General features: G+C 60.0%; 16 protein-coding genes and 1 pseudogene. 10 read left to right on the top strand and 7 right to left on the bottom strand.

Annotated elements, in window-relative coordinates; translation table 11 throughout:
* The first annotated feature begins 7 nt into the window (after positions 1-7).
* From ptsP to IEJ03_RS15970, 8 genes and pseudogenes are all read left to right on the top strand, one after another.
* Entirely contained in the window at positions 8-2,878 is a 2,871-nt protein-coding gene (ptsP, locus tag IEJ03_RS11370; RefSeq protein ID WP_192034969.1) for a phosphoenolpyruvate--protein phosphotransferase, read from the top strand.
* Positions 2,878-3,852 (top strand): 1-phosphofructokinase, encoded by a 975-nt coding sequence (gene pfkB / locus IEJ03_RS11365; protein WP_192034968.1) that lies wholly within the window; start codon positions 2,878-2,880, stop codon positions 3,850-3,852. Before ptsP ends, pfkB begins: the two co-directional genes overlap by 1 nt.
* Positions 3,849-5,591 carry a PTS fructose-like transporter subunit IIB gene (locus tag IEJ03_RS11360; protein WP_192034967.1) on the top strand — a complete coding sequence of 581 codons (1,743 nt, stop codon included), beginning with the start codon at positions 3,849-3,851 and terminating at the stop codon, positions 5,589-5,591. Before pfkB ends, IEJ03_RS11360 begins: the two co-directional genes overlap by 4 nt.
* A gap of 277 nt (positions 5,592-5,868) precedes the next feature.
* Positions 5,869-6,033, top strand: a pseudogene (locus tag IEJ03_RS11355) (antibiotic biosynthesis monooxygenase); the annotation flags it as partial.
* Positions 6,034-6,463: 430 nt separating this feature from the next.
* Entirely contained in the window at positions 6,464-7,030 is a 567-nt protein-coding gene (locus IEJ03_RS11350; protein WP_192034966.1) for an alpha/beta fold hydrolase, read from the top strand.
* A 260-nt stretch (positions 7,031-7,290) separates the two neighbouring features.
* A complete protein-coding gene (locus tag IEJ03_RS11345; RefSeq protein ID WP_192034965.1) occupies positions 7,291-8,985 on the top strand; it encodes a diguanylate cyclase in 1,695 nt (564 codons plus the stop codon).
* A gap of 192 nt (positions 8,986-9,177) precedes the next feature.
* On the top strand, positions 9,178-11,772 hold the full coding sequence (locus IEJ03_RS11340; RefSeq protein WP_242457948.1) for an EAL domain-containing protein: 2,595 nt from the start codon (positions 9,178-9,180) through the stop codon (positions 11,770-11,772).
* A gap of 269 nt (positions 11,773-12,041) precedes the next feature.
* The gene (locus IEJ03_RS15970) at positions 12,042-12,197 is read left to right on the top strand and encodes an integrase core domain-containing protein (protein ID WP_277950326.1); all 156 of its coding nucleotides are present in this window, start codon (positions 12,042-12,044) and stop codon (positions 12,195-12,197) included.
* A gap of 262 nt (positions 12,198-12,459) precedes the next feature.
* Here the strand turns inward: IEJ03_RS15970 and IEJ03_RS11330 are convergent, their stop codons facing one another.
* The 7 genes from IEJ03_RS11330 to IEJ03_RS11300 form a co-directional block, all read right to left on the bottom strand.
* The gene (locus IEJ03_RS11330) at positions 12,460-13,989 is read right to left on the bottom strand and encodes a hypothetical protein (protein WP_192034963.1); all 1,530 of its coding nucleotides are present in this window, start codon (positions 13,987-13,989) and stop codon (positions 12,460-12,462) included.
* 114 nt (positions 13,990-14,103) lie between these two features.
* Positions 14,104-17,316: a DEAD/DEAH box helicase family protein gene (locus IEJ03_RS11325; protein WP_192034962.1), complete on the bottom strand. Its 3,213-nt coding sequence runs from the start codon at positions 17,314-17,316 to the stop codon at positions 14,104-14,106.
* Positions 17,317-17,538: 222 nt separating this feature from the next.
* The gene (locus tag IEJ03_RS11320) at positions 17,539-18,174 is read right to left on the bottom strand and encodes a hypothetical protein (protein WP_192034961.1); all 636 of its coding nucleotides are present in this window, start codon (positions 18,172-18,174) and stop codon (positions 17,539-17,541) included.
* 95 nt (positions 18,175-18,269) lie between these two features.
* A complete protein-coding gene (locus tag IEJ03_RS11315; RefSeq protein ID WP_242457946.1) occupies positions 18,270-18,563 on the bottom strand; it encodes a hypothetical protein in 294 nt (97 codons plus the stop codon).
* Complete coding sequence (locus tag IEJ03_RS15830) at positions 18,560-20,041, bottom strand: restriction endonuclease subunit S (protein ID WP_202884367.1); 1,482 nt, start codon at positions 20,039-20,041, stop codon at positions 18,560-18,562. The genes IEJ03_RS11315 and IEJ03_RS15830 overlap by 4 nt, the downstream gene beginning before the upstream one ends.
* The gene (locus IEJ03_RS11305) at positions 20,038-22,017 is read right to left on the bottom strand and encodes a class I SAM-dependent DNA methyltransferase (protein ID WP_192034960.1); all 1,980 of its coding nucleotides are present in this window, start codon (positions 22,015-22,017) and stop codon (positions 20,038-20,040) included. The genes IEJ03_RS15830 and IEJ03_RS11305 overlap by 4 nt, the downstream gene beginning before the upstream one ends.
* Before the next feature lie 175 nt (positions 22,018-22,192).
* Positions 22,193-22,423 (bottom strand): helix-turn-helix transcriptional regulator, encoded by a 231-nt coding sequence (locus IEJ03_RS11300; RefSeq protein WP_192034959.1) that lies wholly within the window; start codon positions 22,421-22,423, stop codon positions 22,193-22,195.
* A gap of 101 nt (positions 22,424-22,524) precedes the next feature.
* On the opposite strand from IEJ03_RS11300, the gene IEJ03_RS11295 reads away from it, so the two are divergent.
* Positions 22,525-23,115 carry a hypothetical protein gene (locus IEJ03_RS11295; RefSeq protein ID WP_192034958.1) on the top strand — a complete coding sequence of 197 codons (591 nt, stop codon included), beginning with the start codon at positions 22,525-22,527 and terminating at the stop codon, positions 23,113-23,115.
* Positions 23,112-24,503, top strand: a complete 1,392-nt coding sequence (locus tag IEJ03_RS11290; RefSeq protein WP_192034957.1) for a DEAD/DEAH box helicase family protein — start codon at positions 23,112-23,114, stop codon at positions 24,501-24,503. Before IEJ03_RS11295 ends, IEJ03_RS11290 begins: the two co-directional genes overlap by 4 nt.
* The last annotated feature ends 123 nt before the right edge of the window (positions 24,504-24,626 follow it).

The raw sequence follows: 24,626 nt of genomic DNA, 5'->3' as shown, positions 1-24,626 counted from the left end.
AGGCTACATGTTGACACTCGGACAGGACGATATCCTGCTCGACCGCCAGGCCGACGACTGGCGCGCGGCTCTCGATCAAGCGGCTTCGGCGCTGGCCGAGGCCGGCCTGGTGGCGGCTGCCTATCGCGATGGCCTGCATGCCCGCGAGGCGCAATCATCCACCTTCCTTGGCAATGCCATCGCCATTCCCCATGGCACGCCGGATAGCCGCACCCACGTCAAGCGCACCGGCGTGCGCGTGCTGCAGTTCCCCGATGGCATCGACTGGCATGACGGCAACCGGGTGCATGTGCTGGTGACCATCGCCGCTCAGAACGATGAGCACCTGGATATCCTGCGCCAGCTGACGCATGTGCTGGACCGCGAGGGTGTGGCCGAGCGGCTGGCCGCGGCCGGCTCCCGCGCCGAGGTAGCCGGGCTCTTGTCCAAGGCGGTCGTCGAGGCGCGCCTCGACGATGAGACCCTGTGTCTCAACTTTCCCGCTCGGGACCGGCTCGAGCTGGCCCTGGCCGGTGCCGCCCGGCTGCGCCAGGCGGGCTGTGTCGGTCACGACTTCGTTTCCGACATCGCCGCCCAATCGCCGCTGTCGCTTGGCCAGGGCCTGTGGCTCGCGACCAGTGCCAGCGGCGTGGCGACCCCGTCGATGTCGCTGGCGACGCCCGAGGCCGTGATCGGGCAGGGTGACAGCGCCGTGAGTGGTGTCTTCTGCCTGGCCGCTCAGGGCGATAGCCACCGGGGGCTGCTGGAACGTCTGTCGGCGCTGCTCGAGCGTGGCGAAGGCCATGATCTGCATCAGCTCTCCGCCGATAACGTGCTGGCGCGACTGTCCGGCGAGTCGGCCAGCGCCCAGACCGCCCGGGCCCGGGTGCTCAACGCCCACGGCCTGCACGCGCGTCCGGCCAAGCAACTGATTCAAGTGGCACGGCGTCAGAGCGCCGCGGTACGGGTGCGCTTGGCCGATGGCGGCGGCGAAGCCGTGTCCGCGGCCAGCCTGACCAAGGTCATCGGCCTCGGCGCTCGGCGCGGCCAGCAGCTGGTGTTCTCGGCGGAAGGCGAGGGCGCCGTTCAGGCCCTGGAGGCCATGTGCGAGGCCATGCTGGGCGGCCTGGGGGAAGTGGTGCAGCCCTTCGAAGAAGGCCGCGAGCACGTGGCCAGCACGCCTCCCGAGGGCGCCAAGCCGCCGGAGCCTCTGCCCGCGGATACGCCCTACCAGGCGGTTGCCGCCTCGCCGGGCATGGCCATTGCGCCGCTGTTCGTGATGCGCACCCCGCGCTTCGAGTACCCCGAGCGTGCCGCGGATGCCAGCGAGCAGAAGCGCCGCCTGGACGCGGCCATTCGTGAAGGCACCGAGCAGCTCGAAGCGCTGGTGCACAGCGCCCAGGGCGGCGAGGTCGCCGAGATCCTGTCGATGCACGAGGAAATGCTCGACGACCCGGAGCTGCTTCAGGCCGCCCGCGAAGGCATTCAGGAAGGCTATTCCGCCGAGGCCGCCTGGTGGACCGCCATCGAGACCGCCGCCCGGGCTCAGGAAATGCTCGCCGACCGCCTGCTCGCCGAACGCGCCGCCGACCTGCGTGACGTAGGCCGTCGCGTGCTGGGAATCCTGTGCGACATCACCCTGCCGACGCCGCCGGATCATCCCTACATCCTGGTGATGGACGACGTCGGACCCTCCGACGTCGCTCGCCTCGACACCAGCCGGGTACGAGGGCTGCTGACGGCACGTGGTGGCGCCACGGCTCACAGCGCGATCCTGGCCCGCGCCCTGGGTATCCCCGCCGTGGTGGGGGCAGGCGAGCGGGTACTGACACTGGAAGACGGCGTCGAGATGATCCTCGATGGCGAGCGCGGACGCATCACGCCGGCCCCGTCCACCGAGCGTCGCCAGCGGGCCGAGCTGAGCCTCAAGGAACATCAGCGCCTGGAACGTGAGGCCTGGGCCGCGCGCTTCGATGAAGGACGCACCCGCGACGGTCATCGCGTCGAGGTCGCCGCCAACCTGGGCAACACCGCTCACACCGCGGATGCCGTGGAGCGTGGCGCCGAGGGCGTGGGCCTGCTGCGCACCGAATTCATCTTTATGGCGCATTCCGAGGCGCCGGATCTCAAGACCCAGATCGGTGAATACCAGGAGGCCCTGGAGGCTCTCGACGGTCGCCCGCTGGTGGCCCGCACCCTGGATGTGGGCGGCGACAAGCCGCTGCCCTACTGGCCGGTGCCTCAGGAGGACAATCCCTTCCTCGGCCTGCGCGGCATCCGTCTGGCGCTGACTCAGCCCGAGGTGCTCGAGACTCAGCTGCGTGCCCTGCTGCTGGCGGGCGTTGGCCGCCCGCTGCGCATCATGCTGCCGATGGTCAAGGACATCGCCGAGTTCCGGGCCGCCAAGGCGATCTTCGATCGGCTGCTCGAGGAGATCCCCGCCGAGCAGCGTGCTACCGACGTCCAGCTCGGCGTGATGATCGAGGTGCCGTCCTGCGCGCTGTTGGCGCCGACTCTGGCCGCCGAAGTCGACTTCTTCTCGGTGGGGACCAACGACCTGACCCAGTACACCCTGGCCATCGACCGCGGCCACCCGGAGCTGTCTGCTCAGTCCGATGGCCTGCATCCGGCGGTGCTGCGCCTGATTCAGATGACCGTCGAGGCGGCCCATGCTCACGGCAAGTGGGTCGGGGTGTGCGGCGAGCTGGCCTCGGATGCCCAGGCGGTTCCGGTGCTGGTGGGGCTCGGTGTCGACGAGCTCTCGGTCAGCGCTCGCCAGGTGCCAATGGTCAAGGCGCGGCTGCGTGAATTCGATCTTGCCGATGCCAAGGCTCAGGCCGAACTGGCCCTGGCCCAGGCGACCAGCGATGACGTGAGAAACGCCCTGGAGGTGCGCTGATGGCCAGGGTCCTGACGATCAGCCTCAACCCGGCGCTGGATCTGGCGATTGGACTGCCGGCGCTGAGCCTTGGCGAGGTCAACCGTACCGAGTCGACGCTCCTGAGTGCCGCCGGCAAGGGCGTCAACGTCGCCCGCGTGCTGGTGTCACTGGGTCATGAGGTCGTGGTCTCCGGATTTCTGGGGGCCGACAACGACGCCCCCTTCCGGCGCGCCTTCGAGGACCTGGGCGTCGAGGACGCCTTCCTGCGCGTGCCCGGGGAGACTCGCATCAATGCCAAGCTTGCCGAGCACAATGGCCGCGTCACCGACGTCAACGGCCCCGGCGTGGCCATCGATGCCACGGCCTTCACTGGCTTCCTCGACGGGCTCGAGGCGCTGGCCGCTGACGCTCGCCGTCGCCCCGATGCGGTGGTGATCGCCGGCAGTCTGCCGCCCGGCATCAGCGCCGACGACCAGGCCGCGCTGATCGCGCGTCTCAAGGCGCGCGGTCTGCCGGTATGGGTCGATACCAGCGGGCCGGCGCTGGCAAGCGCCATCGCCTCCGCGCCCAGTGCGGTCAAGCCCAATGAGCTGGAGCTGGCCGAGTGGGCCGGTGAGGCGCTGGATAACGACGCTCGCCGGCTGGCGGCTGGGCTGCGCCTGCATCAGGCCGGGATCCAGGAAGCACTGATCTCCGCCGGGGCCGACGGCGTGCTGTGGGTCAGCCACCGTGGGGCCTGGCATGCCAAGCCGCCGAAGATGACGGTCGCCAGTACCGTGGGTGCTGGCGACACCCTGCTCGCCGGTATGCTGCACGGCGTCCTCGAGGGCCATGCCCCCGATGCGGCGCTGCGTTTCGCGACGGCCTTGTCCGCCGAAGCCGTTCGCCATGTCGGCGTGGGTAACCCTCACGCCGATGACTTCCCTTACCTCCAACAACAGACCCGCGTGCGTCGCCTGAACGACGTAGACGCAGGGGGAGCGCTCGCATGAATGTCATCCTGATTACTGCCTGCCCCAGCGGCATGGCCACTACCTTCCTCGCCGCACGGCGGCTCGAGCAGGCGGCCAGCCGGCTGGGCTGGACCACCACGGTCGAGATGCACGGTGAACTGGCACCGGTCGAACCGGCCTCCGCCGAGGCCATCGCCGCCGCTGATCTGGTGGTCGTGGCCGCCGATACGGTGCCGGATCCGCAACGGCTCAAGGGCAAGTCGCTCTACCAGGCCCCGATCGCCCAGGCGCTACCCGACCCCGCCGCCTTCCTCGAGCGGGCGCAGGCCGAGGCGGCGACCTATACGCCGTCGGCTGAAGACGCCCAGACGGCTGTGGCAGGGACTAACGGCAAGCGCATCGTCGCCGTGACCGCCTGCCCGACCGGGGTGGCGCACACCTTCATGGCCGCCGAGGCACTGGGCGAAGCCGGGCGCGGGCTGGGCCACGAGATTCGCGTCGAGACCCAGGGTTCGGTGGGGGCGCAGGACAAGCTGACCGAGCAAGAGATCGCCGCCGCCGACGTGGTGGTGCTGGCCTGCGACATCGAGGTCGACCCGACCCGCTTCGCCGGCAAGCGCATCTATCGCACCTCCACCGGCAACGCGCTGAAGAAGCCCCGCCAGGCGATCGAGGCGGCTCTCGCGGACGCCCAGGTGGAATCTGCCGGCAGTGTCGCCGGTGGCGGCGAGGCCACCAAGAGCGTCAAGGATAAGGGCGTCTACAAGCACCTGCTGACTGGGGTGTCCTTCATGCTGCCGATGGTGGTGGCGGGGGGCCTTCTGATCGCGCTGTCCTTCGTGTTCGGCATCGAGGCCTTCAAGGAGGAGGGCACGCTTGCCGCGGCACTGATGGAGATCGGCGGCGGTACCGCCTTTGCCCTGATGGTACCGGTGCTTGCTGGCTACATTGCCTATTCGATCGCCGACCGACCGGGCATCGCGCCGGGGATGATCGGTGGCATGCTGGCCTCCAGCATCGGGGCCGGCTTCATCGGCGGCATCCTCGCCGGCTTCCTGGCCGGTTACGTCGCCAAGGCGGTCGCACAGTACGTCAAGCTGCCCTCGAGCATCGAGTCGCTCAAGCCGATCCTGATCATTCCGCTGGTGGCGAGCCTGATCACCGGCCTGACCATGATCTACGTGGTCGGCGAGCCGGTCGCTGCCCTTTTGTCCGCGATGACCAACTTCCTGGAGAACATGGGCTCGGCCAACGCCGTGCTGCTCGGCATCCTGCTCGGGGCCATGATGTGTTTCGACATGGGCGGGCCGATCAACAAGGCGGCCTACACCTTCGGTGTCGGCCTGCTGGCCTCCGAGACCTATGCACCGATGGCCGCCGTCATGGCTGCGGGCATGGTGCCGGCGATCGGCATGGGTATCTCAAGCTTCGTCGCCAAGTCGAAGTTCTCCGAGCCCGAGCGGGAAGCCGGCAAGGCCTCCTTCGTGCTCGGCCTGTGCTTCATCAGTGAAGGGGCGATTCCCTTTGCCGCCAAGGACCCGCTGCGCGTGATACCCGCCTGCATGGTCGGCGGGGCGATCACCGGTGCCATCTCGATGCTGGTGGGTGCCAAGCTGATGGCCCCGCATGGTGGCGTCTTCGTGCTGTTGATCCCCAACGCCATCACGCCGGTGTTCCTGTACCTCGCGGCCATCATCATCGGCTCGCTGGTCACTGGCCTGGGCTACGCGCTGATCAAGCGCGGCAGCCAGGAAGTGGCGGTGGCCGCCAACGCCTGATCGGCCACGGTTTTCCTCCCGCACGCAAACCCCCGGTGTCCGCAAGGGCACCGGGGGTTTGGTTTGCGTGGGAAAGCGACAGGCGCGCAACGGCTGGTAAGGGGCGTCCTGTGTAGAGAACGTCGGGTGATGGCAGCGTGGGACTGCCGACCATCGGGCAATGGCAGCGGCGAAGAGATGGGTATACCTTTTGCATCTCAAAGGGCGAAGGGCCTTACCGGGCCCGTGCTCATGTCGGCATACCCTACCCGGGCAGCCGCGTATCAGGAGATAACCCATGTCTACCGAACCCGTCACCCTGATGGTGGCGCGCCGCGTGGCTCGCGGCCGTTACCGTGATTTCACCGCCTGGCTCGACGAGGGCCGCGACCTGGCCTGCGATTACCCCGGCTACCTGGGCTCCGGGGTGCTGGCGCCCCCCCATGGCGACGACGAGTACCAGGGGGTTACCGTAGCTTATATCATGTTATAATTACGTAAGTTGCTGATTAAAATGGTAAAAACCCCAGGTAACAGTTTTAGATTTTTTGCGCCAAGATTTCGAGGTTGTTAAGCTTTCCCGATATATCTTCAGAGATGTAGGTTCGGGTAGTCCACGTCGAATGCAGCTCCCATTAGCACAGCCTGAAGTACTTCATCCGACCACCGCCAGCCAGAGATGGTAGGCAGGACCGCTTTCGGCCAAATGCTGCCATAAACGTAAATAGGCATCCGGAAAGGCGCACGCTCCTCTTCCGGCTACAATAGCAAAGAAAGGCATCTAAGCAATCAGAGCAAACCTCTCTACTTACTTTTTGATCTTCTACGTACCATCTTGAAGCTGATACCCCGTGACTCTGTGGTAGCCGCAGGGAGGGCTAGCAATCAACCTCATGATCCCAGAGAAGGCCACTCTCGTACTCGTGCACGGCGCAAGCCGCTATTCGCGAAAAAACTTGTTGGCAAAGTGGGTACCAGTACTTAAGGCATCGTTAGGCAGCACCTGGAGGGTCATGTTGCCTGACATGCCGAATCCGGAATCGCCCTCAGCCGACGCCTGGCTACGAGCACTTGCACACGCAGTGGATGATATCGACAGTAAGGTATGCCTTGTTGGTCATTCGCTAGGAGGATCCGTGGCCTTGCAACATGTTGCGAGAAAGCTGCCGAAACAGCGACATGTTTTTATTGCAGCAGCCCCCTTCTGGTGTGGCGCCGATAGCGACTGGCAACACCCGCCGTTCAAGCTGACGAGTCGCGACATTGAGTCGTTGCAGTCGTATGCCCTGACGTTTTACCACGGGACTCTCGATGATATCGTGCCATTCAGCCATCTCGCGGAGTATCAACAACTATTCCCACATGCTCAAACGAGAACATACAAGGGCATGAATCACACCGATCCCTTCAAGTCATTCCTGCAAGACTTGGCAGCAGATGTTGCCGCCTGCAGGGATTGAGCAGCATATCGATCAGAAGCCAAGCAATATCATCTCGACACTCCGCCAGCTCCCTAAAACTGTCCGGGGTCTAGGTAAAACCAAAACCGTGTCCCACCCCCCGTCTTGGGCCTGATGCTATCGGTCGGGACAACACCATCACCACCAGCTAGAGATCGCGCGAGCCCCAGCGTTCATCAATTGCACATGGACGTTAGACCCCGATAGACCGCAAAGTAGGCGTCTCGATACGGATGCACCAATAAGGGGAACATGACGTCGTGAGCCAACCTGACTGGTGGAAGGAGGTGGTGGACCTCTCACACTCAGCCTACCTACACATCTCACGCGACCAGCGGATCAGCGATGCCGTGGGTGATACGCAGGCACTGCTAGGCTGCAAGCCTGACGACCTGATCGGTCTGGCACCGGAAGAATTGAAGGACATTCGTACCCATCTGGGGGTAGCTGTCTCGGAGAGCCTCGCCAGGCGTGAGGTGGAGGCTGGCGAAACCTGGGCGGTCGAGGATGGTGCCGGCTGCTACTACGGCCTCGCCGATGGCAGCGTCGTCGTCAAACTCACGTCTTCTCTCCAAGTCGACCGGGGCATCGTCGAGCGCCTCGCGGACCGATTACCGGTCATGGTGGCCTACATCGATCGAGATGGCCGTTTTCGTCTCAACAACCAGGCCTTCGTGGATTTCGTCGGCATCGACCGAGAGGCGCTCTATGGCCAGCCGATTTCCGCCGTTCTCGATGCACAGTCCTATGACAAGGTCTGGTCACGCTGTCAGAAGACCTTCTCCGGCCAGGAAGGCACCTATGAGGATCGCCTCTCGCTCGTCGATGGCCGCACCTTCTACTTCAAAGAGAAGTACATCCCTGACTTCCTAGAGGGGGAAGTGGTGGGATTCTACGCCATCATTCAGGACATCTCCGAATACCGCGCGATGATCCAGCTGCTGCGCGATATCCATAGCGGCGTGAACCGCACCGATATCAGCACAAGCGAGATCATCGACAGGCTGCTCCACGACACCATGACCACGCTCTCGATGGATATCGGCTTGGTCAGTCGCATCATCGGCGAGCAGTACATAGTCAAATGGGCGGCCTCCGACATCGTCGACATCGCGCCGGACGATACCTTCGACCTGGGGAACACCTACTGTCGCTTGATGCTCGACACCCCGGAGGTATTCCACACCACCGAAGCGGGCAAGGATGGCCGCATCAGCGGTCACCCCTGCTATCAGCACTTTCGCCTCGAGTGCTATATCGGCACCCCGCTGCGTCTCAACGGCGAGGTATGGGGAACCCTCAACTTCTCCAGCCCCCATTCCCGCTCCACCCCGTTCTCCGAGATGGACATCGAACTGATCAGGCTGGTCGCCGATGCCGTGGAGCGCGTCATCAGTCATGAGGCCGAGATCGAGCAGGTCCGCCAGGAACTCGACCTGATGGCGGACAAGGCTTCGCGTGATTACCTGACGGGGCTGCCCAACCGCGCCTTTCTCGAGGAACATGTAGCAACCTTGATCGCACGCGACGAGCCTTTCTCACTAGCCGTCATCGATATCGACCACTTCAAGCAGGTCAATGATGCACATGGTCACGATAGCGGCGATACCGTGCTGCAGTGGCTGAGCGCACGGGTTTCAGAGTGCCTGCGCGAGGGCGACACCGTGTCCAGAATCGGCGGCGAGGAATTCGTGATCGTAATGCCGCGTGCCTCGGCATCGAAAGCGACACAGGTCATGGAGCGAGTGCGTCAGCACATCAACACAGGCGTCGTCACGCTTCAGGATGGCAACGAGCTAAGCATCACCATCAGTAGCGGCCTCAGCGAGCATGCCAAGGGAGAACCCCTGGCGAATGTGTTCAAGCGGGCTGACACGGCGCTCTACGCCGCCAAAGGTTCAGGTCGTGATCAGGTCTGTACCGAACAAGCAGAGTTCGATAGCGACGTGTCATAGAGGGAATAGTTAGCATTTATTTATCACCCCATGCCCGTTCTCGCCACGATCCCTTTCTATTCGCCTTCATGCTTGCACTAAGACAGGGGGCCACCACGTGGAATCTGCCCACGCTTCCCGAGGAACATTCACCAGGAGAGCCTGCCTGTACTTGGGTTGGCCCGGAGTCACTCTATGAGTCATGAAGTTTCCATGCTGGACGAGCAGCAGGATATTCATGAAATGATCGCGTACCAAGCGCCTCTCGAGGAAGTCCTCGAGGCAATCACCTCCTGGGTCAATCGCCGGATCCACGGGGCACTGGTGTCCATCATGCGCTACACGCCTGAGCGCAATACATTAAACATGGTCGCCAACGCCCAGTTCTCCGCGCGCTACCAGAGGACCCTGCAAGACGTAGGTATCGGTGATGGAGTCGGCACTTGTGGTACCGCGGCCTTCTTGCGGCAGATGGTCATCACCGAAGATATTATGACGGACAGTCGCTGGGAGGTCTTTCGCGCGGCTGCCCGGCTGGAGGGCCTGCGTGCCTGCTGGTCGATGCCCATCCTGACCAAGGAAGGGCAGCTGCTAGGCACTTTCGCCACCTATTACCGTCATCCATCAGCGCCGTCTCCAGCCTGCCAAGACACTCTGAGAAAAGCCGCATCACTCGTAGCACTCGCGATCGTCCGCGACCAGGATGCCCAGGAGTTGAATCACCTGAAGGCCTGGCATACGTCGCTGTTCACCAATCATCCGGATGGGGTCTATAAGTTAGGGCTGGATGGCCGTTTACAGCAGACCAATGCGGCATTGGAACGCCTCACTGGCTATGCCGAAGACGACCTGATGGGCCGCCACTACACGGAGTTGCTCGATGTCAGCAGCCATGAAGTGGCCGAGGCGGCCTTCGAGTCGACCCTCACCGGTGCTTCACAACAGCAAGAAATGCTCGGCCGCAGCGCCACAGGCCAAACACGCCAACTTAGCGTGACCACCTTCCCCGTGACCTCCGATGACAACATCGTCGGTATGTATGCCATCTGTCATGACATCACGCTACGCAAGCGTCAGGCCGCCAGTCTGGAGCTATTGGAGCGAGGCATCGAAGCCAGCCCCGTCGGTATGATCATGGCCGACGCCCGCCAGCCGGACACACCGATCGTCTACGCGAATGAGGCCTTCTGTCAGATCACCGGCTACACACACGATCAGGTACTCGGCAAGAACTGTCGCTTCCTTCAGGGAAAGGACACCGACCCCTCTAGCCTCGAGCAGGTTCGCACCGCGCTCGCTAACCACCACGACGTAGAAGTCACGCTGCGAAACTACCGGAGCGATGGGACGCCCTTCTGGAATCGCCTGCGTATCAGTCCCGTGCTGGATACGGATGGGCAGTGTTCTCATTTCATCGGCACCCAGGAGGACATCACCCAACAACGCAGGCAAGAAGCCCAAATTGCCTATCAGGCCACCCACGATCAACTCACCGGCTTACCCAACCGGAGTGCCCTGGAAAGCCACCTCACCGAAGCGTTCCACGACCATCAGGAGCAGCGCCAAGGGTTATTGGCCCTGATCTACCTCGACCTGGACGGCCTGAGAGGTATCAACGACGCCCTGGGCCACTTCATCGGCAACCGGCTATTGGTGGCGGTGGCCAACCGGCTCCGCAAGCTGCTCGGTCCAAACGACATCCTAGCCCGTATCACGGGCGATGAGTTCACGGTACTGATCCCCGATATTGAGGATTACCCTGCGATCTCCGCCATCATGGAAAAAATTCTCCGCCAATTTGATGTGCCTTTCGAGATCGACGAGCACATCCTCTACATGAGCGCGAGCCTTGGCGTGTCCTACACCAGTGATAGCATCCACTCTGCCCACCAGCTGCTACAGCGAGCCGACCTGGCCATGGTCGAGGCCAAAAGCCAAGGACGTCATACCTGGCAGTGGTATACACCACGCGCTGAGAAGAACTCCCGTGCGAGGATGCTACTACGGCATCAACTGCAGCTAGCCTTGCACCATAACCAGCTCGAGATTCACTACCAGCCAGTGGTCGATGCCGGCAGCGGAAAAGTGCGTTGTAATGAAGCCTTGTTGCGCTGGCACCACCCCCAACACGGGATGATTTCTCCAGGGGTGTTCATTCCGCTTGCCGAAGAAACAGGCCAAATTATTGCCTTGGGCAGCTGGGTACTCCGGCAAGCCTGCCAAAGCCTGGTCGATCGATTGAGCAGAGGGGAGCGGGTTGCCCCAGTTGCGGTCAATATTTCATCGCTTCAGTTCCATCGCGATGGCTTCCTGAGCGATGTGAGCTCCATCCTCGAAGAAACCAGCCTCCCCGCAGAGCTGCTCGAACTGGAAATTACGGAAAGCGTCCTGATGAAAGGAGGCACGCAGGCCGTCGACCTCATCGGTGAGCTACGTGCGCTCGGCATCACCATCGCGCTCGATGACTTCGGGACCGGCTTCTCGAGTCTCAGCTACCTTCGCGACTTGCCGATTGACAAGGTCAAGCTGGATCGCGCTTTCATCCAGGATATTCTGAACAGTCCCCGCAATGCCGCCATTGTCCAAGGAGTCATTACCATGGCTCATCACATAGGCCTCACCGTGGTCGCCGAAGGCATCGAGACTCATGAACAGCAACAGGACCTGATACGTCGCGAGTGTGACCTGCTGCAAGGGTTCTACTTTGCCAAGCCCATGCCGCTGGATGCCCTGCAAGCACTGCCTGACACCCTTCCACACCGCTCCTCAACCATAGATCGACATAGACCTGAACCAATACGCGGGTAACTGCATGTCGGGGCACGGGCGGCTGGAGATGTGCTGCGTTGAAGTGCCCCCCCCTTCATAGCTGCACAGGCTATAGTTCGGCGATCAAGAGGATAAGATGAGAAACGAGCCTTACGTCAAACTCTAGACTGTCAAGCGCAAGGTCGCCGTGGTCATGGACATCTTCAAGGGCAAGACTACGGTCGCTGAGGTGGCTCGCCAGCAAGACCTCACCATCTCTGAGGTCCGACAACGCCCTCGTCTTCAGCAGTCGTCATTACACGGCCACGGTGGAGGCCTATGGGCTGAGTCAAGAGTTCACTACGCCATATACACCGGAACAAAGTGGACTTGTGGAGCGCTTTTTCCGATGCTTGAAGGAAGAGTTCATATGGCAACACAGCTTTGAATCGCTGGGCCAGGCCAAGATCGTGATCCACTGCTGAATCCAGTACTACAACGAAGAGCGATCACATCAGGCTCTGGGCTATGTGGCACCCCGGACACATTTTGCGATAACTGGTTTCTGCACACCTCATCTCGGATACGGCATTTACAACTGTTATGCTTCATGCCTGCTTTGGATTAAAAGCCGTTGATCAGGATGGGCTAACGTTCCTCATACGGCCAGAAGCGGCCATTGAGATTTTCCTGATGTATAACGCCGCATTGCACCGGCTTGTCCGGTGCAATGCTTAGTTACATCTCCTAATTGCCATGCGTTACAATCTCCAACCACCCTTCATCACCAATGGACCTAGTCGCTGGGTTTACAGGAATTACTGATATTAGCTCGCGGTATTCAGGGGCAATACGTAAACGCTTTACCAAGGCTCTTTTCTGAGATTCTGCTGAACCATCTTTATCCAAACAGACCCATACCATTGGCTTCCCGGCTTCCTCGATTAGCTTCCTAAAAAGGCCGTTAATGTGACTATCGTCTATGTTAAACCCATACCCCACAACAACTAAACGATCACACGCAACATATTCATCGTATAGCCCTACATACCTACGAGACATATCTACAGACGTTAATGGTTTCAACCCGCTTTGAGTAAGAACAAAAGGGACGTGTATCTGATCCTCAGGAACCTGATCAGGATCGCTTTCTGAGATCACTGAATTTTTGTATGGGTTATAGTAATCAGTCACGCCGCCATTTAAGTGCTGGACGGCAGGTATGTCGAAATTAAGATCCTGCGATATTTTTTCAACTAAATTGTTATAATTCGAGGTGCCAATCGCCGATATCTCAAGCCCTAACTTTCCACAGTTCTCAAGATCGTGATAATAACCACTTCTTGGGAGTTCACCAATTCCCTCTAATTGCTGAACGATATAATCTCGAGTAGCTCGCAGAAAAATCACCATCTTAGAAAACTTTGCCCATTCTGTTCTGGGTGAAAAAAGGTACCTAAAATGACTATCTATTAACGACTGGTAGTCGAGGACTGTGGTAAATATATTCTCTAGCACCTGCTGAGAAACAGCACATAAGATTTCAGAAACATCTCCATTTTCAAGATCATAATCACGACGCTTTTCAAGAAGCAGCTCTAAAGCGGTAAGACCAGCTCGACTGAACTCAAGCCTAAACATTCCTGTGACGTCATCGAAAATCGGAATATCATCTGGAGCAGCCTCAAAAAGCTCTTGGTTTAGTCGTTGCACTAAGTGCTGACCGTGAGCCCCAACAAGTAGCTGAAGAAAGGATCCTGCGTATCGCTGAAGATCGGCAGAATTCTGCCCACCACTAATAACACTTAAAATCGCGGAATATGATTCACTTCCAAAAAGCCTGACTTCATTAGCCAGAATTGGATTCATTCTTATTGCGGTTGAATACAAGTGTTCACCGAAATCGGTACCCATCTGCTCATTAAATTTATCAATTAGAGCATCCTTTTCTATACCTAGTTGAGAAAGAGCGTACTCGACCTCTTCATCAAAGGCATTAAGCCTGCGAATGATTTCATTTTTTCTGTATTCAATTGACGATTCAATTAACGCCGTAAATTCATTTTTACCAAATGCATGAATCCGCTGTGTGGCATAGTTCTCTGGAAGCCAACTAGTTGCGTAATTGGTTCGTGGATCAATCTTCCCCAGCTGCTCACGTAACTTTTTCTTATGCTCACTCACATCCTGTCGAAAGAGGTCTATGGCAAACTTCCCGCCACTTGGAAGTCCATAACCTATCTCAGCCCCTGCCCCGAAGAAAAACCCTACCTTCATTCAACCTCCAAATTCTCGAATCTCTTATGGATTTAGGTATTAGACTGTGTGCCCGATATTCACTTGAACGCGCCTGATGCCTCTATCGCCACGGCCGCTTTGGGTCGAAACTGGTCATTGTTCAGGCCTTCGTGTGGTTTGACGGGATCTGTCTGCCAACAGCTTGAGAATCAGCAGGGCGAACTCCCGCCCGGTCCCCTCGTCCTCTAGCAGCGGCATCGAGAGCTTCTCGTGGTCGGTAATGGCATCCATGACCGCTTGCTCGACCTTCTTGGGAAAGAGCCCATGCATCACCTGGTCCGAATCATGGTGCCGGATCTGAGCCATCACGTTCTCGTCACGCTCGATGCGGTCGGCGATGCCATTGGCGAAGTGCAGTTTGTCGTCGTCGCTGACCTCGGCCCCGTAGAGGTCGTTCAGCTTGTCGATGATCTCGTCGAGGCGTTTCTTCTCGGGATCATGGGGCTTGCCGGAGCCGACCTCGCTGATCGGCTGCAGGCCATAGTCGCCCTGCTCTTCTTCCAGGCGAAGCTGGTGCTCGGCGCGCTTGGTCAGCCGGTAGTGGGTCAGCTCGAGCTCGCTGACGTCGATGGCGTCCTCCTCGAGCCGCTCCATCCTCAGGAGCGGGGCGAGGTGGCGGGCATACACGCATAGCTGCTCCAGCTCGCGGTCGTCGAAGTGCACGATTTGCGACAGGAACTCATAGGTGCGCACGAAGCTCGTCAGGTTCTTGCGGAACAGGTCGAGCTCATCACGGGTGGTGCCGGCGTCCTTGAGCTCCTGATCGGCGCGGTGCACGCCGGCCTGGTCGCCCTGTTGCTCGGCCTGCTTCCTCGCCGCCTGCCAGGTTTCGATCTGATCGACGATGGCCTTGTAGCGGGTCGTGAAGCGCTCCTTGGCCGGCTGGCAGTAGTAACTCAGCTTGCTGGCAGGGGCCTTGGGGTCGAAGAATGCGGTGGCGAAGGCCTCGGCCTCCTCCCAGTGATAGATCCCGCTGGCATCCAGGGTCTGCTGCAGGTCATAGACCACGTTGGCGTCGGAGACGTCGGCCAGCTCGGCCTTGCGGTAGTAGGGCGCGAAGGCGCCGAGGATCTCCTCGGGGTCGTTGAAGAAATCGAGGATGAAGGTCTCTTTGCCCGGAAAGATGCGGTTGAGCCGTGAGAGGGTCTGCACGCAGTCCACGCCCTGCAGCTTCTTGTCCACGTACATGGCGCACAGCTTGGGCTGGTCGAAGCCGGTCTGGTACTTGTTGGCCGCGATCATCACGTTGTAGTCATCGGTATCGAAGGCGTCGGCCAGGTCGCGTCCTTTGAGCCCCGGGTTGAGCTTGCTGCTGGTCTCGGTGAACTCCTCCTCGATCACGCCATCCGGCAGCACGCTGCCCGAGAAGGCGACCAGCGGGTGCACGTCCTGGTAGCCTTTGTCCTTCACGTACTGGCGCATGGCGAGGGCATAGCGCACCGCTTCCTGGCGGCTGGCGGTGACCACCATGGCCTTGGCCTGGCCGTCCAGCAGGTGCTTCACGTTGGCCCGGTAGTGCTCGACGATCACCTCGACCTTCTGGCCGATGTTGTGGGGGTGCAACCGCACCCACTTGGCCAGGGTCCGTGAAGCCTTCTTGGAGTCCACCTCCTGGTCGTCGCCGTTCGGGTGGGCCAGCTTCCAGGCGGTGCTGTAGGTGGTATAGCGCTCCAGCACGTCGAGGATGAAGCCCTCCTCGATGGCCTGGCGCATCGAGTACAGGTGAAAGGGCTCGGGCTTGTTGTCGCTGTTGGCAGGCAGCTCGGGGTCGGGTGCCCGGCCGAACAGCTCCAGGGTCTTGGCCTTGGGGGTGGCGGTGAAGGCGTAGTAGCTGATCCGTTCGCTTGGCTTGCGGGCGCTGACGGCGGCATCCATCAGCGCCTCGGCGCTCACTTCCTCATCGTCCCCAGTGGCCTCCCCGGCGGCCGCCAGCAACGCCTTGAGCTTGCTGGCCGAGGAACCGGTCTGCGAGGAGTGCGCCTCGTCGGCGATCACCGCATAGCTGCCCTCGGCCAACTGGGGGCGCTTGTCGAGAGCATCGAACAGTGCCGGAAAGGTCTGGATGGTGACGATGATGATGCGGGTATTGCTGGCCAGCGCCGCCGCCAGCTGCTCGGACTTGCTCTGGTTGCCGACGTCACGCGTGATCGGGCACACCACGCCATGGGCATGCTCGAACTGGTAGATGGTGTCTTGCAGCTGACTGTCGAGCACCGTGCGATCGGTGACCACGATCACCGAATTGAACTGCTTCTGACCGTCCTCGTCGTACAAGTTGGCCAGCTGATGGGCCGCCCAGGCGATCGAGTTCGACTTGCCCGAACCGGCGCTGTGCTGCACAAGGTAGCGTCGTCCCGGCCCTTCTTGGCGTGTGGTCTCGACCAGTCGATTGACCACGTCCCACTGGTGGAAGCGGGGGAAGATCAGCGTCTCCTTGGTCTGGCGGCGGCCATCGAAGTCCTCCTTGGTGACCTGCTCCAGGTGCAGGAAGCGGCCCAGGATCTTCAGCCAGGCATCGGGTTGGAAGACCCGATCCCACAAGTAGGACGTGGCGTAGGTGGCGTCATTCGGTGCCGGCGGGTTGCCGGCGCCGCCCTCCTCGCTGCCTTGGTTGAAGGGCAGGAAGAAGGTCTTGTCGCCGGCCAGCTTGGTGGTCATCGCCACCTCGTCCTGGCTCAACGCGAAGTGAACCAAAGCTCCGCGCTTGAAAGTCAGCAGCGGCTCAGCTTTGCGGGTCACCGGGTCCTTCACCGGCCGGTCGTAGCGATACTGGCGCTTGGCGTTCTCTAGCGACTGCTTGAAGGCGCTCTTGAGCTCCAGAGTGGCCACCGGCAGGCCGTTGACGAACAGCACCAGGTCCAGGCGCGGGTTATAGCTCTTCGCCGCCCCTGAGTCGCTCTCGCGGGCGTGGGGGGAGTAGGAGACCTCTGGCACCACCCGCAGCCGGTTTGCCCGGTAGCGGGCCTGGGCGTCCGGGTTCATGCCGTGGTCGGGCTTGAAGCTGCACAGCTCGACCTTGTTGCCCGGCACCTTGAAGCCGTGGCGCAGCACCTCGAGGGTGCCGCCGCGTTCACGTTCAAGCTCCCTTACCACCGCCTTGATCAGCGCCGTCTCGGGGGCCTTGGGGTGGGCCTTGGCGAACTTGTCCCAGCGCTCCGGGTAAGCCTCCTGGAAGAAGCCGACCAGGTCCTCGGGGTAAACGGCATTGACCCGGTCATAGCCGCTGGCCTTGCCCACGCGCCAGCCACCGGCGGCCATGGCGTCGATGATGTCCTGCTGAAACTGTGCTTCCCTGCTGTTCGCCATACCGGCTCCCTGCGTGTCCTGCGGGTCTTAAGTTATAGTTTTCTTTAGCCTACTCCTGCCTGCAGCAGTCGGGCAATTTCCCCAGACCGAGGAACTTGTCGATTCGGTCGTTGATGTTGTCGTTGCCACAGATCCGCCCTAGAACTTGGTGGCTTATATCGAGTATTTTCTTTCGCAGTCCGAAGGTGTTTTTAGTGGCGGGTTTAACTAATTGATTGTTCACTAGCAGCCTGTAATATTATCTATACATGTGCTGTTGGGGAGGGTTCTCCAGTGGCCTCGGACATAGCTTCCATCACTTTTTGTGTATCCGTTCACCCAGTAGGAATCTTGGCTTATAAAGCTAGAGCCATCAAGGGCGCCTGACAGTGCGGCTGCAGCAACCCCTACTGTAACTGACCCAATGGTTATGAATTTGCGCATGGCATCTTTGTCATTTCTTACTGCTTCTTTTAGCTCCCTTTCTGCGAAATCTTTTTCTGATGTAAAGTAGTGGGCTTTTCTAACCCACTCATAGAAAGACATCTCACTACCGTCTTGAAGGTGTGTCAGGAAAAATTCGGCTTCAAAGCCAGTTTCCTTTGCGCAGTCTTCAGCAGAATCCTGTATTGACTCTGCTTTTTTTGACACGGCTCCCGCCCCGCGATAATTCATTTTTTCATCATAAACAAAGCTAAATCCAGGGGTGAGGATCTCTCTGTAAAGGGCGTTGGCTTGGTTCCTAAATTCACGAAAGCATACATTTTTTATCCTTAATTCAGCCCTGTGCCTTTTCTCTTGGCCTATTTCTCTTTCAGCCTCAAGAAGAGAAAACGCTGGATTTGCGTATAAAGCCAAATTTTTCCACCCCCTTTCCATCTCCGTTATTCTGCTCTCATACTTAACAGAGGAGCAGCTAATTAAGGCAATGGACGATAAAGATAGGATAAAAGTCGCAAGTGGTCGCATTGAAACTACCCCCAAAAGTCCTTGCCGCCCTTCTCCTCGGGGCGGTTGTGCTGCTTCAGGCGCGTCGCCACGTCGTCGCTCTCGCCGATGTAGACCAGCGGGCGCAGGCTGTTCTCGGGGTCCGGCCCGACCAGGAAGTAGATGCCGGTGCGGCCGCACTCCGGGCGCTGCACCAGCTCGCTGAGCTTACTGCGCGGCCCGGTGAGCACATGCCCGGTCCAGTTCATGATCTCGGCGGTCAGCAGGCCGTTGGGCGTGCCGTCCACTAGGAAGAGTCGGATGCTGCGTCCCTGGGTCATACCGCCTCCATACGGGCTTCCTGATGCGCTGGCGCCGCGTCGGCCGGCGGCGTCCAGCCGCGCACATCGATCTTGCCGGTGACGGCGGCAGAGATCAGGGCGGAGCGGCGTTCATTCAGGAGCTCAACTGTGCGCCTAGCCTGATCCAAGAGCTGCCTCAGCTTGATGATTTCTTGATGTACTCGGGCAACAATCTCTTGTTGCTCAGTTACGGGGGGGAGCGTAATAAGTAGCCCTTTTATCGAGCCTTGAGAAAGGTTGTTGGCAAGACCTTCAGCGCCATTGATTGATTGCTCAATTTGACGGCGAACTGGGGCGCTGCCGAGCATCAATGAGACATAAGATGGTTCTGAATTGTCGTTTAAAACAAGCCTAAACAGCTTATCTGAAAGCATTAGCCGTGATCGAGTAGAAGTGACGTGAGCCGCTGACCCAATCAGGTCTGGCGAACCACTTGCTCGGCACATAATAAGGTCGCCCACCTTGACTTCAATCCCACCTCTAGGCTCTAAGTCATCAGGAAGGGCCTTGTTTTCAGACTCCCGATAAACCCCATTATTAACGGCGCCCGCTTTGAGGACCCCCCAGTTATCAGGCTCCGCTGGGAAGTTGAAGCATTCTGGACTCCAGCCCTGTTCAATGCGTTTGAGAATACGTCTCAGCGCTATTGCATCCCAGTGCGCTGGCACCTCGCCTAGCCACTCGACCCCGGAGTCCTTCATCGGCACGTCGGGGTCGAGCCCCTTGGTCACGGCATGGGAGATCACCGCCTGGCGCTTCTCCTTGAGCAGCGCGATCAGGCGCTGCTGCTCCTCTACCAGGGCGTCGATGCGGGCGGTCTCGTGGTCGAGGAAGGCTGCGATGGTGGACTGCTCAACCCCTGGCGGCAAAGGCAGGTAGAACTTGGTCAAATCTGCTTGGAACAAATGTGGTACACCCATACCCCCTTTGATTGCCTGAATAGTCGCTTTCATGAAGCTGCTCTGGAAAACATAGCTTAAGTAGAGCCCGTACAGGTTTTTCCCAGCAGTAATTACTGCTATAGAGCTGTTTACAGTTGTGGGGCGAGGGAGGTGGCGCACCACATTTACAGTGCCAAGTGTTGAGCCGTCTTTTGCAAGAAGGACATCGCCTACTTTCAACGAAATTTCTGGTGACTCTTCAAATCTCTCCTTGGTTATGTAGTTTACTTTTTCGAAGTCAATTGACGTTCCCTTTATGTTAGGTGTCGAGAGGAAAACATACCCGTCATCGACATACTCATCTGCTTTTAATCCTTTCCAGCCCAGACGAGCCCTAACCCATGATTCAAAACCTAAGCGCGAAAAACCCCAGTGCTTAGGTATTTTGCCCAGCCACTCGACACCGGAGTCCTTGCAGTCGGGATACTTCGGAAAATTACTCGGGCTATCCCTGCCGTCGCCCTTCGGGCCAGCCGCTTCGCGCCTGTTCAAATTTGATCCCGTCAAATTTGTCATGCCGACAGCACCTCAATCATCGCCTTGATCCGGTCAGTGCAGGCCTTCAGGTCGGCGTCGATCGCCTCCAGCGGGCGTGGCGGCTCGAAGGTGTAGAAGTGCCGATTGAAGGGGATCTCGAAGCCGACGATGCCGATACGGTTGTCCAACTCATCGCGCTTGTCTTCGTCGATCCAGGCGTCGGGGACGTGAGGCTTCACCTCGCGCTCAAAGTAGTCGAATACCGACTCGTCCAATGGCACGTTCTCGTTGTCGCGCAGACCGCTGTCGGGTTCGGGATTGCCCTTCTTGTCGGTGCAGATCTCGGCCTCGGGATCGCGCTCGGACAGGGCGTTGAGGAGGGCCTTGAGGATCGGGGCGCCGACCTTGAGGCCGGTGGGCTTCAACGCGGCTTTCAGGTCCTTCGTGAAGGCGTCCCGATTGGTGTAGCAGCGCTCGGCGTCCAGGGTGGCGCAGGCGGCCCTGAGAGCCTCTCTCTCGGCCTCCGGGAGTTTCTGGAGGGCCTTCTCGTCATCGAGCCTGGCCAGGCGCTCTGGGCTCGCCTGGAAATTGAGGCGCAGCGGTCGCTCCACGGTGATGCGCCGGTAGCCGAAAGCCTCCACCGGGAAGATCTTGCTCTCCTCGGTCTCCTGGAAGGCCCCATAGCACCGCACGATCTCGTCGATGTCGCGGTCAGTCACGTACTGGCGCTTGCTGCCCAGCGACTTGCGCATCTTGGTGAATCGCTCGGTGGCGTTGATCAGCTGGACCTTGCCCCGGCGCTCGGCCGGTTTGTGGTTAGAGAGCACCCATACGTAGGTGGCGATGCCGGTGTTGTAGAACATGTCGGTGGGCAGGGCGACGATCGCCTCGACCAGGTCGTGCTGCAGCAGGTAGCGGCGGATCTCGGACTCCCCGCTGCCGGCCCCGCCGGTGAACAGCGGCGAGCCGTTGAGGATGATGCCGATCCGCGAGCCGCCGTCCTTGGGGCTGCGCATTTTGCTGACCAGGTGCATCAGAAACAGCAGCGAGCCGTCAGAGACGCGCGGCAGGCCCGGGCCGAAGCGACCGTCGTAGCCCTTCTGCTTGTGCTCGTCGGTGACCTGCTTCTGGACCTTCTTCCACTCGACCCCGAACGGCGGGTTAGCGAGCATGAAGTCGAAGCGCTCGGCGGGCAGCTGGTCGTCGGAGAGGGTGTTGCCGAGCTTTATCTGGGCCACGTCCTGGCCCTTGATCAGCATGTCGGCCTTGCAGATGGCGTAGGACTCGGGGTTCAGCTCCTGGCCGTGCAGCGACACCGTGACCCGATCGCTGACCTGCTGGATGTACTCGTCGCTCTCGGAGAGGAAGCCGCCGGTGCCCGCCGTGGGGTCATAGACGGTGGCGATGCGGTGCGGGCGCAGGGTCTCGTCCTGGCCGGTCAGCACCAGCGAGGTGGTCAAGTGCACGATGTCGCGGGGCGTGAAGTGCTCCCCGGCGGTCTCGTTAGAGCTCTCGGCGAACTTGCGGATCAGCTCCTCGAAGATCACCCCCATGCCGTAGTTGCTGATCGTGGCCGGGCTCAGGTCGATGCTGGCGACCCGCTGCACCACCTGGTAGAGCAGGTCGTTGGCGGCCAGCTGCTGGACGAAGTCCTCAAAGTGGAAGTGATCGAAGATCTCGCGCGCATCTTGGCTGAAGGCCTGCACGTAGCTCATCAGGTCGTCGGCGGTCTGGGTGTCCGACAGGGTGCCCAGCGTCAGCGGCGAGGCGTTGAAGAACTGCTGCTCGGCCGCCCGCAGCAGGAGCTTCTCTCGCACCGCCTCGGGCTTGTTCTGGTGCTCCTGGGCCCCGGCTAGCACCGCCGCCTTGGTCGGCGCCAGCACGCACTCCAGGCGCCGTAGCAGGGTGAACGGAAGGATCACCCGCCCATACTGGGACTGCTTGAAATCGCCGCGCAGCAGGTCCGCGACCGACCAGATGAAGGCCGCCGTCTGAGAGTGACTGTCCGTGTTCACGATGCGTCTCCGGGTGTACTGATTCTAGTGATGATGGATGACCACCATCATACACAGGGGCGCGGAGCGAGGGGCAAGAGAGGGCATAGCGCTGGCGGCGACATGCGCTGCCTTACAGCGTCTGTCGGCGACGTCCTACGACGTGACGCTGAATGCCTCTCTAAAGCGTGAGGGGCTAGCTGACCTGAAACTCCGTCATGCGAGGAAGAAGCGATGCCGGATCGCACGCCAGCTCCCCGGCGATGAGGTACAGCTTCTCGACCGTGATGTTCACCTCGCCACGTTCGATGCGGCCTACGTAGCTGCGGTCAATGCTGCAGGCCAGCGCCAGTGCATCCTGAGACAGCCGACAGGCCTTTCTCTGTTTCCGGATGCGTGCCCCCAACGCTTTTGCCAATGGATCCATGACTGCCTCAATTTCATTTGAGGCAGCACTATCGTGTGTTTGCGGACTCACAGGCCACGGACTATAATCCGCATTTTTGTGACAACCGCTCAGGTGCCTGCATGAAAACCGTCTCGTTCATCTTCGACAGGCGACTGTATGACCTTCTCCAGGAGGAGGGGCGCACGCAATTCACCACCCGCGAATTGCGGGATGCCTACGCCAAGCACCTTGAAGGCACCGACTTTCGTCTCGGCGATGTGCGCCGGTATGTGTATGAGCAGATTCGGCGCATGCTCAGGGCGGGCTGGCTTGTACCTGACAAAGAGCGCCGCAAGCGAGGACAGGTCTACCACCTACAAACCATCCCGCCGCACCTGCATTTAGAGCTGATCGACAACGGCTTCGAGAATAGCCTCAAGCCCGCGCGTAAAGAGAAGCTGAACTCGTCAACGCCCGAGTCGAGTACTTCGACACCCCCAACGTCGTCCGATGAGCAGACGTATCTGGAAGGCCTCCTCAAAGAGATCCAGCTCGACTTCCTGTCGTCGATGGGCGAAACGGAGCGTTACAAGCAGCTCCTCGATGACATGCCCCATCTAAAGGACCAGGTCGAGAGCGAGTATCGGGGGGCCAAGGACCGCAGCTCACGCCTGTTGGGACATCTTCGTGCCGTCGAGAACACACTCAAGGCGGTGGCCTCTCAGCGATGACGGCATCGCTGAGAGTCTGGCAGCGCCGGTGTATCGACACGGCACTGGAGCACTTCCTTTCCACATCGCATTTCTTCTGCCAGGCGACCCCCGGTGCCGGCAAGACACGCATGGCGGCGGAGCTGACCCGATGCCTGCTTGACCAAGGCAAGATCGATCTGGTGCTCTGTTTCGCACCGTCGTGCCAGGTCGTCGACGGCTTCCGCTCGACCTTTTCGGCGGTGCTCGGCAAGCGTCTGGACGGCTTGCTCGGCGCGGTGGGGGGGGCTTACACCTATCAAGCCATGGAGTACCGCGATGAGATCTTCTGGCGACTGCTCGACGACTATCGCGTGTTCGTCGTTTTCGACGAAATCCATCACTGCGCCGGCCATGATCCCCTGCTGAGCAACGCCTGGGGGCAACAGATCTTGCAGAGGATCCAGGATCGGGCCGTCTTCACCTTGGCGCTATCCGGCACGCCGTGGCGCTCTGATGACCGCGCCATTGCCCTGGCGCGTTACCTATCTCCGAAGGGGCAGCTGATCTGCGACTATCGGTATGGTCTGCAGGAAGCCATCGCGGACGGAGTGTGCCGTTCGCCCCGCATTCTGCTTCTGGACAACCAACAAGTTGCGCTCACGGAAGCAGTCGAAACCGAGAACACCGTTAGGTTGTTCCCCAATATCGCCGAGCTGCTGGGGGAGTCGCCTGTCACTTACGAAGACTTGCTGCGCCATGACGAGGTGATTGAACAACTGCTCGCGCGAGGGAGCGACAAGCTGGACGCGCTTCGCCGAAGCCAGCCAGAGGCAGCGGGCCTGGTAGTCGCCACCGATATCGAACATGCCCAGCAGATAGCGCAGGCGCTTGACGCCAGAGGGGAAAGTTGGTGCGTCGTGACTAGCAAAACCCCGAATGCTCAGCGGGTCATCAATGCATTCCGACACAGCGATTGCCGCTGGATCGTCGCAGTCGGGATGATCAGCGAGGGGACCGATATCCCCCGCTTGCAGGTATGCTGCTTTCTCAGCCGCATCCGTACCGAGCTACACTACCGGCAGGTATTGGGTAGAATCCTGCGGCGCATGGGCGAAGCCGATGATCAAGCCTGGCTGTTCATGCTGGCGGAAACGACGCTACAGCGATTCGCGGAACGCATTGCCGACGATCTACCGGAGGATCTTGCCGTGCTGAGCCAGGTACCGATGCCTGCGGCCGCAGCTAGCCCAGCGTCGGGCGGCAAGGAGGAGGGAAACGCTGCGGATTGCAGCAATGACTTTAATTTTGAACAAGACCTGGAGAAGGCCTCCCCGAGCGCTTACTCGCTAGGCGACTTTGCTGACGAGCCGAGCTATCAGGTCAGTTTTTCGCAGCATTACAGGCAGTTGCTGCTGACTTGTTTTTGAAAAATTAGCTCCATGACTTTTTACTCGGAAAATAACATCCAGATGTTAGTTTGGATGCCTGCCCCTTCCCGATCAGGTATGAAAGCGCCTGCTAAAAACGGCAAAGTTAAACTGGAGAGCTAG

Origin of the sequence: Halomonas sp. YLGW01 (assembly GCF_014840935.1) — a bacterium.
GTDB lineage: Bacteria > Pseudomonadota > Gammaproteobacteria > Pseudomonadales > Halomonadaceae > Onishia.
This window is presented reverse-complemented; position numbering and strand designations above follow the sequence as displayed.

What these genes read in the sequence shown, in the direction of transcription:
- ptsP (WP_192034969.1), top strand. Translation starts at nt 8, where the DNA reads ATGTTGACACTCGGACAGGACGATATCCTGCTCGACCGCCAGGCCGAC.
- pfkB (WP_192034968.1), top strand. Translation starts at nt 2,878, where the DNA reads ATGGCCAGGGTCCTGACGATCAGCCTCAACCCGGCGCTGGATCTGGCG.
- IEJ03_RS11360 (WP_192034967.1), top strand. Translation starts at nt 3,849, where the DNA reads ATGAATGTCATCCTGATTACTGCCTGCCCCAGCGGCATGGCCACTACC.
- IEJ03_RS11350 (WP_192034966.1), top strand. Translation starts at nt 6,464, where the DNA reads ATGATCCCAGAGAAGGCCACTCTCGTACTCGTGCACGGCGCAAGCCGC.
- IEJ03_RS11340 (WP_242457948.1), top strand. Translation starts at nt 9,178, where the DNA reads ATGCTGGACGAGCAGCAGGATATTCATGAAATGATCGCGTACCAAGCG.
- IEJ03_RS11330 (WP_192034963.1), bottom strand. Translation starts at nt 13,989, where the DNA reads ATGAAGGTAGGGTTTTTCTTCGGGGCAGGGGCTGAGATAGGTTATGGA.
- IEJ03_RS11325 (WP_192034962.1), bottom strand. Translation starts at nt 17,316, where the DNA reads ATGGCGAACAGCAGGGAAGCACAGTTTCAGCAGGACATCATCGACGCC.
- IEJ03_RS11320 (WP_192034961.1), bottom strand. Translation starts at nt 18,174, where the DNA reads ATGGAAAGGGGGTGGAAAAATTTGGCTTTATACGCAAATCCAGCGTTT.
- IEJ03_RS11315 (WP_242457946.1), bottom strand. Translation starts at nt 18,563, where the DNA reads ATGACCCAGGGACGCAGCATCCGACTCTTCCTAGTGGACGGCACGCCC.
- IEJ03_RS15830 (WP_202884367.1), bottom strand. Translation starts at nt 20,041, where the DNA reads ATGACAAATTTGACGGGATCAAATTTGAACAGGCGCGAAGCGGCTGGC.
- IEJ03_RS11300 (WP_192034959.1), bottom strand. Translation starts at nt 22,423, where the DNA reads ATGGATCCATTGGCAAAAGCGTTGGGGGCACGCATCCGGAAACAGAGA.
- IEJ03_RS11295 (WP_192034958.1), top strand. Translation starts at nt 22,525, where the DNA reads ATGAAAACCGTCTCGTTCATCTTCGACAGGCGACTGTATGACCTTCTC.
- IEJ03_RS11290 (WP_192034957.1), top strand. Translation starts at nt 23,112, where the DNA reads ATGACGGCATCGCTGAGAGTCTGGCAGCGCCGGTGTATCGACACGGCA.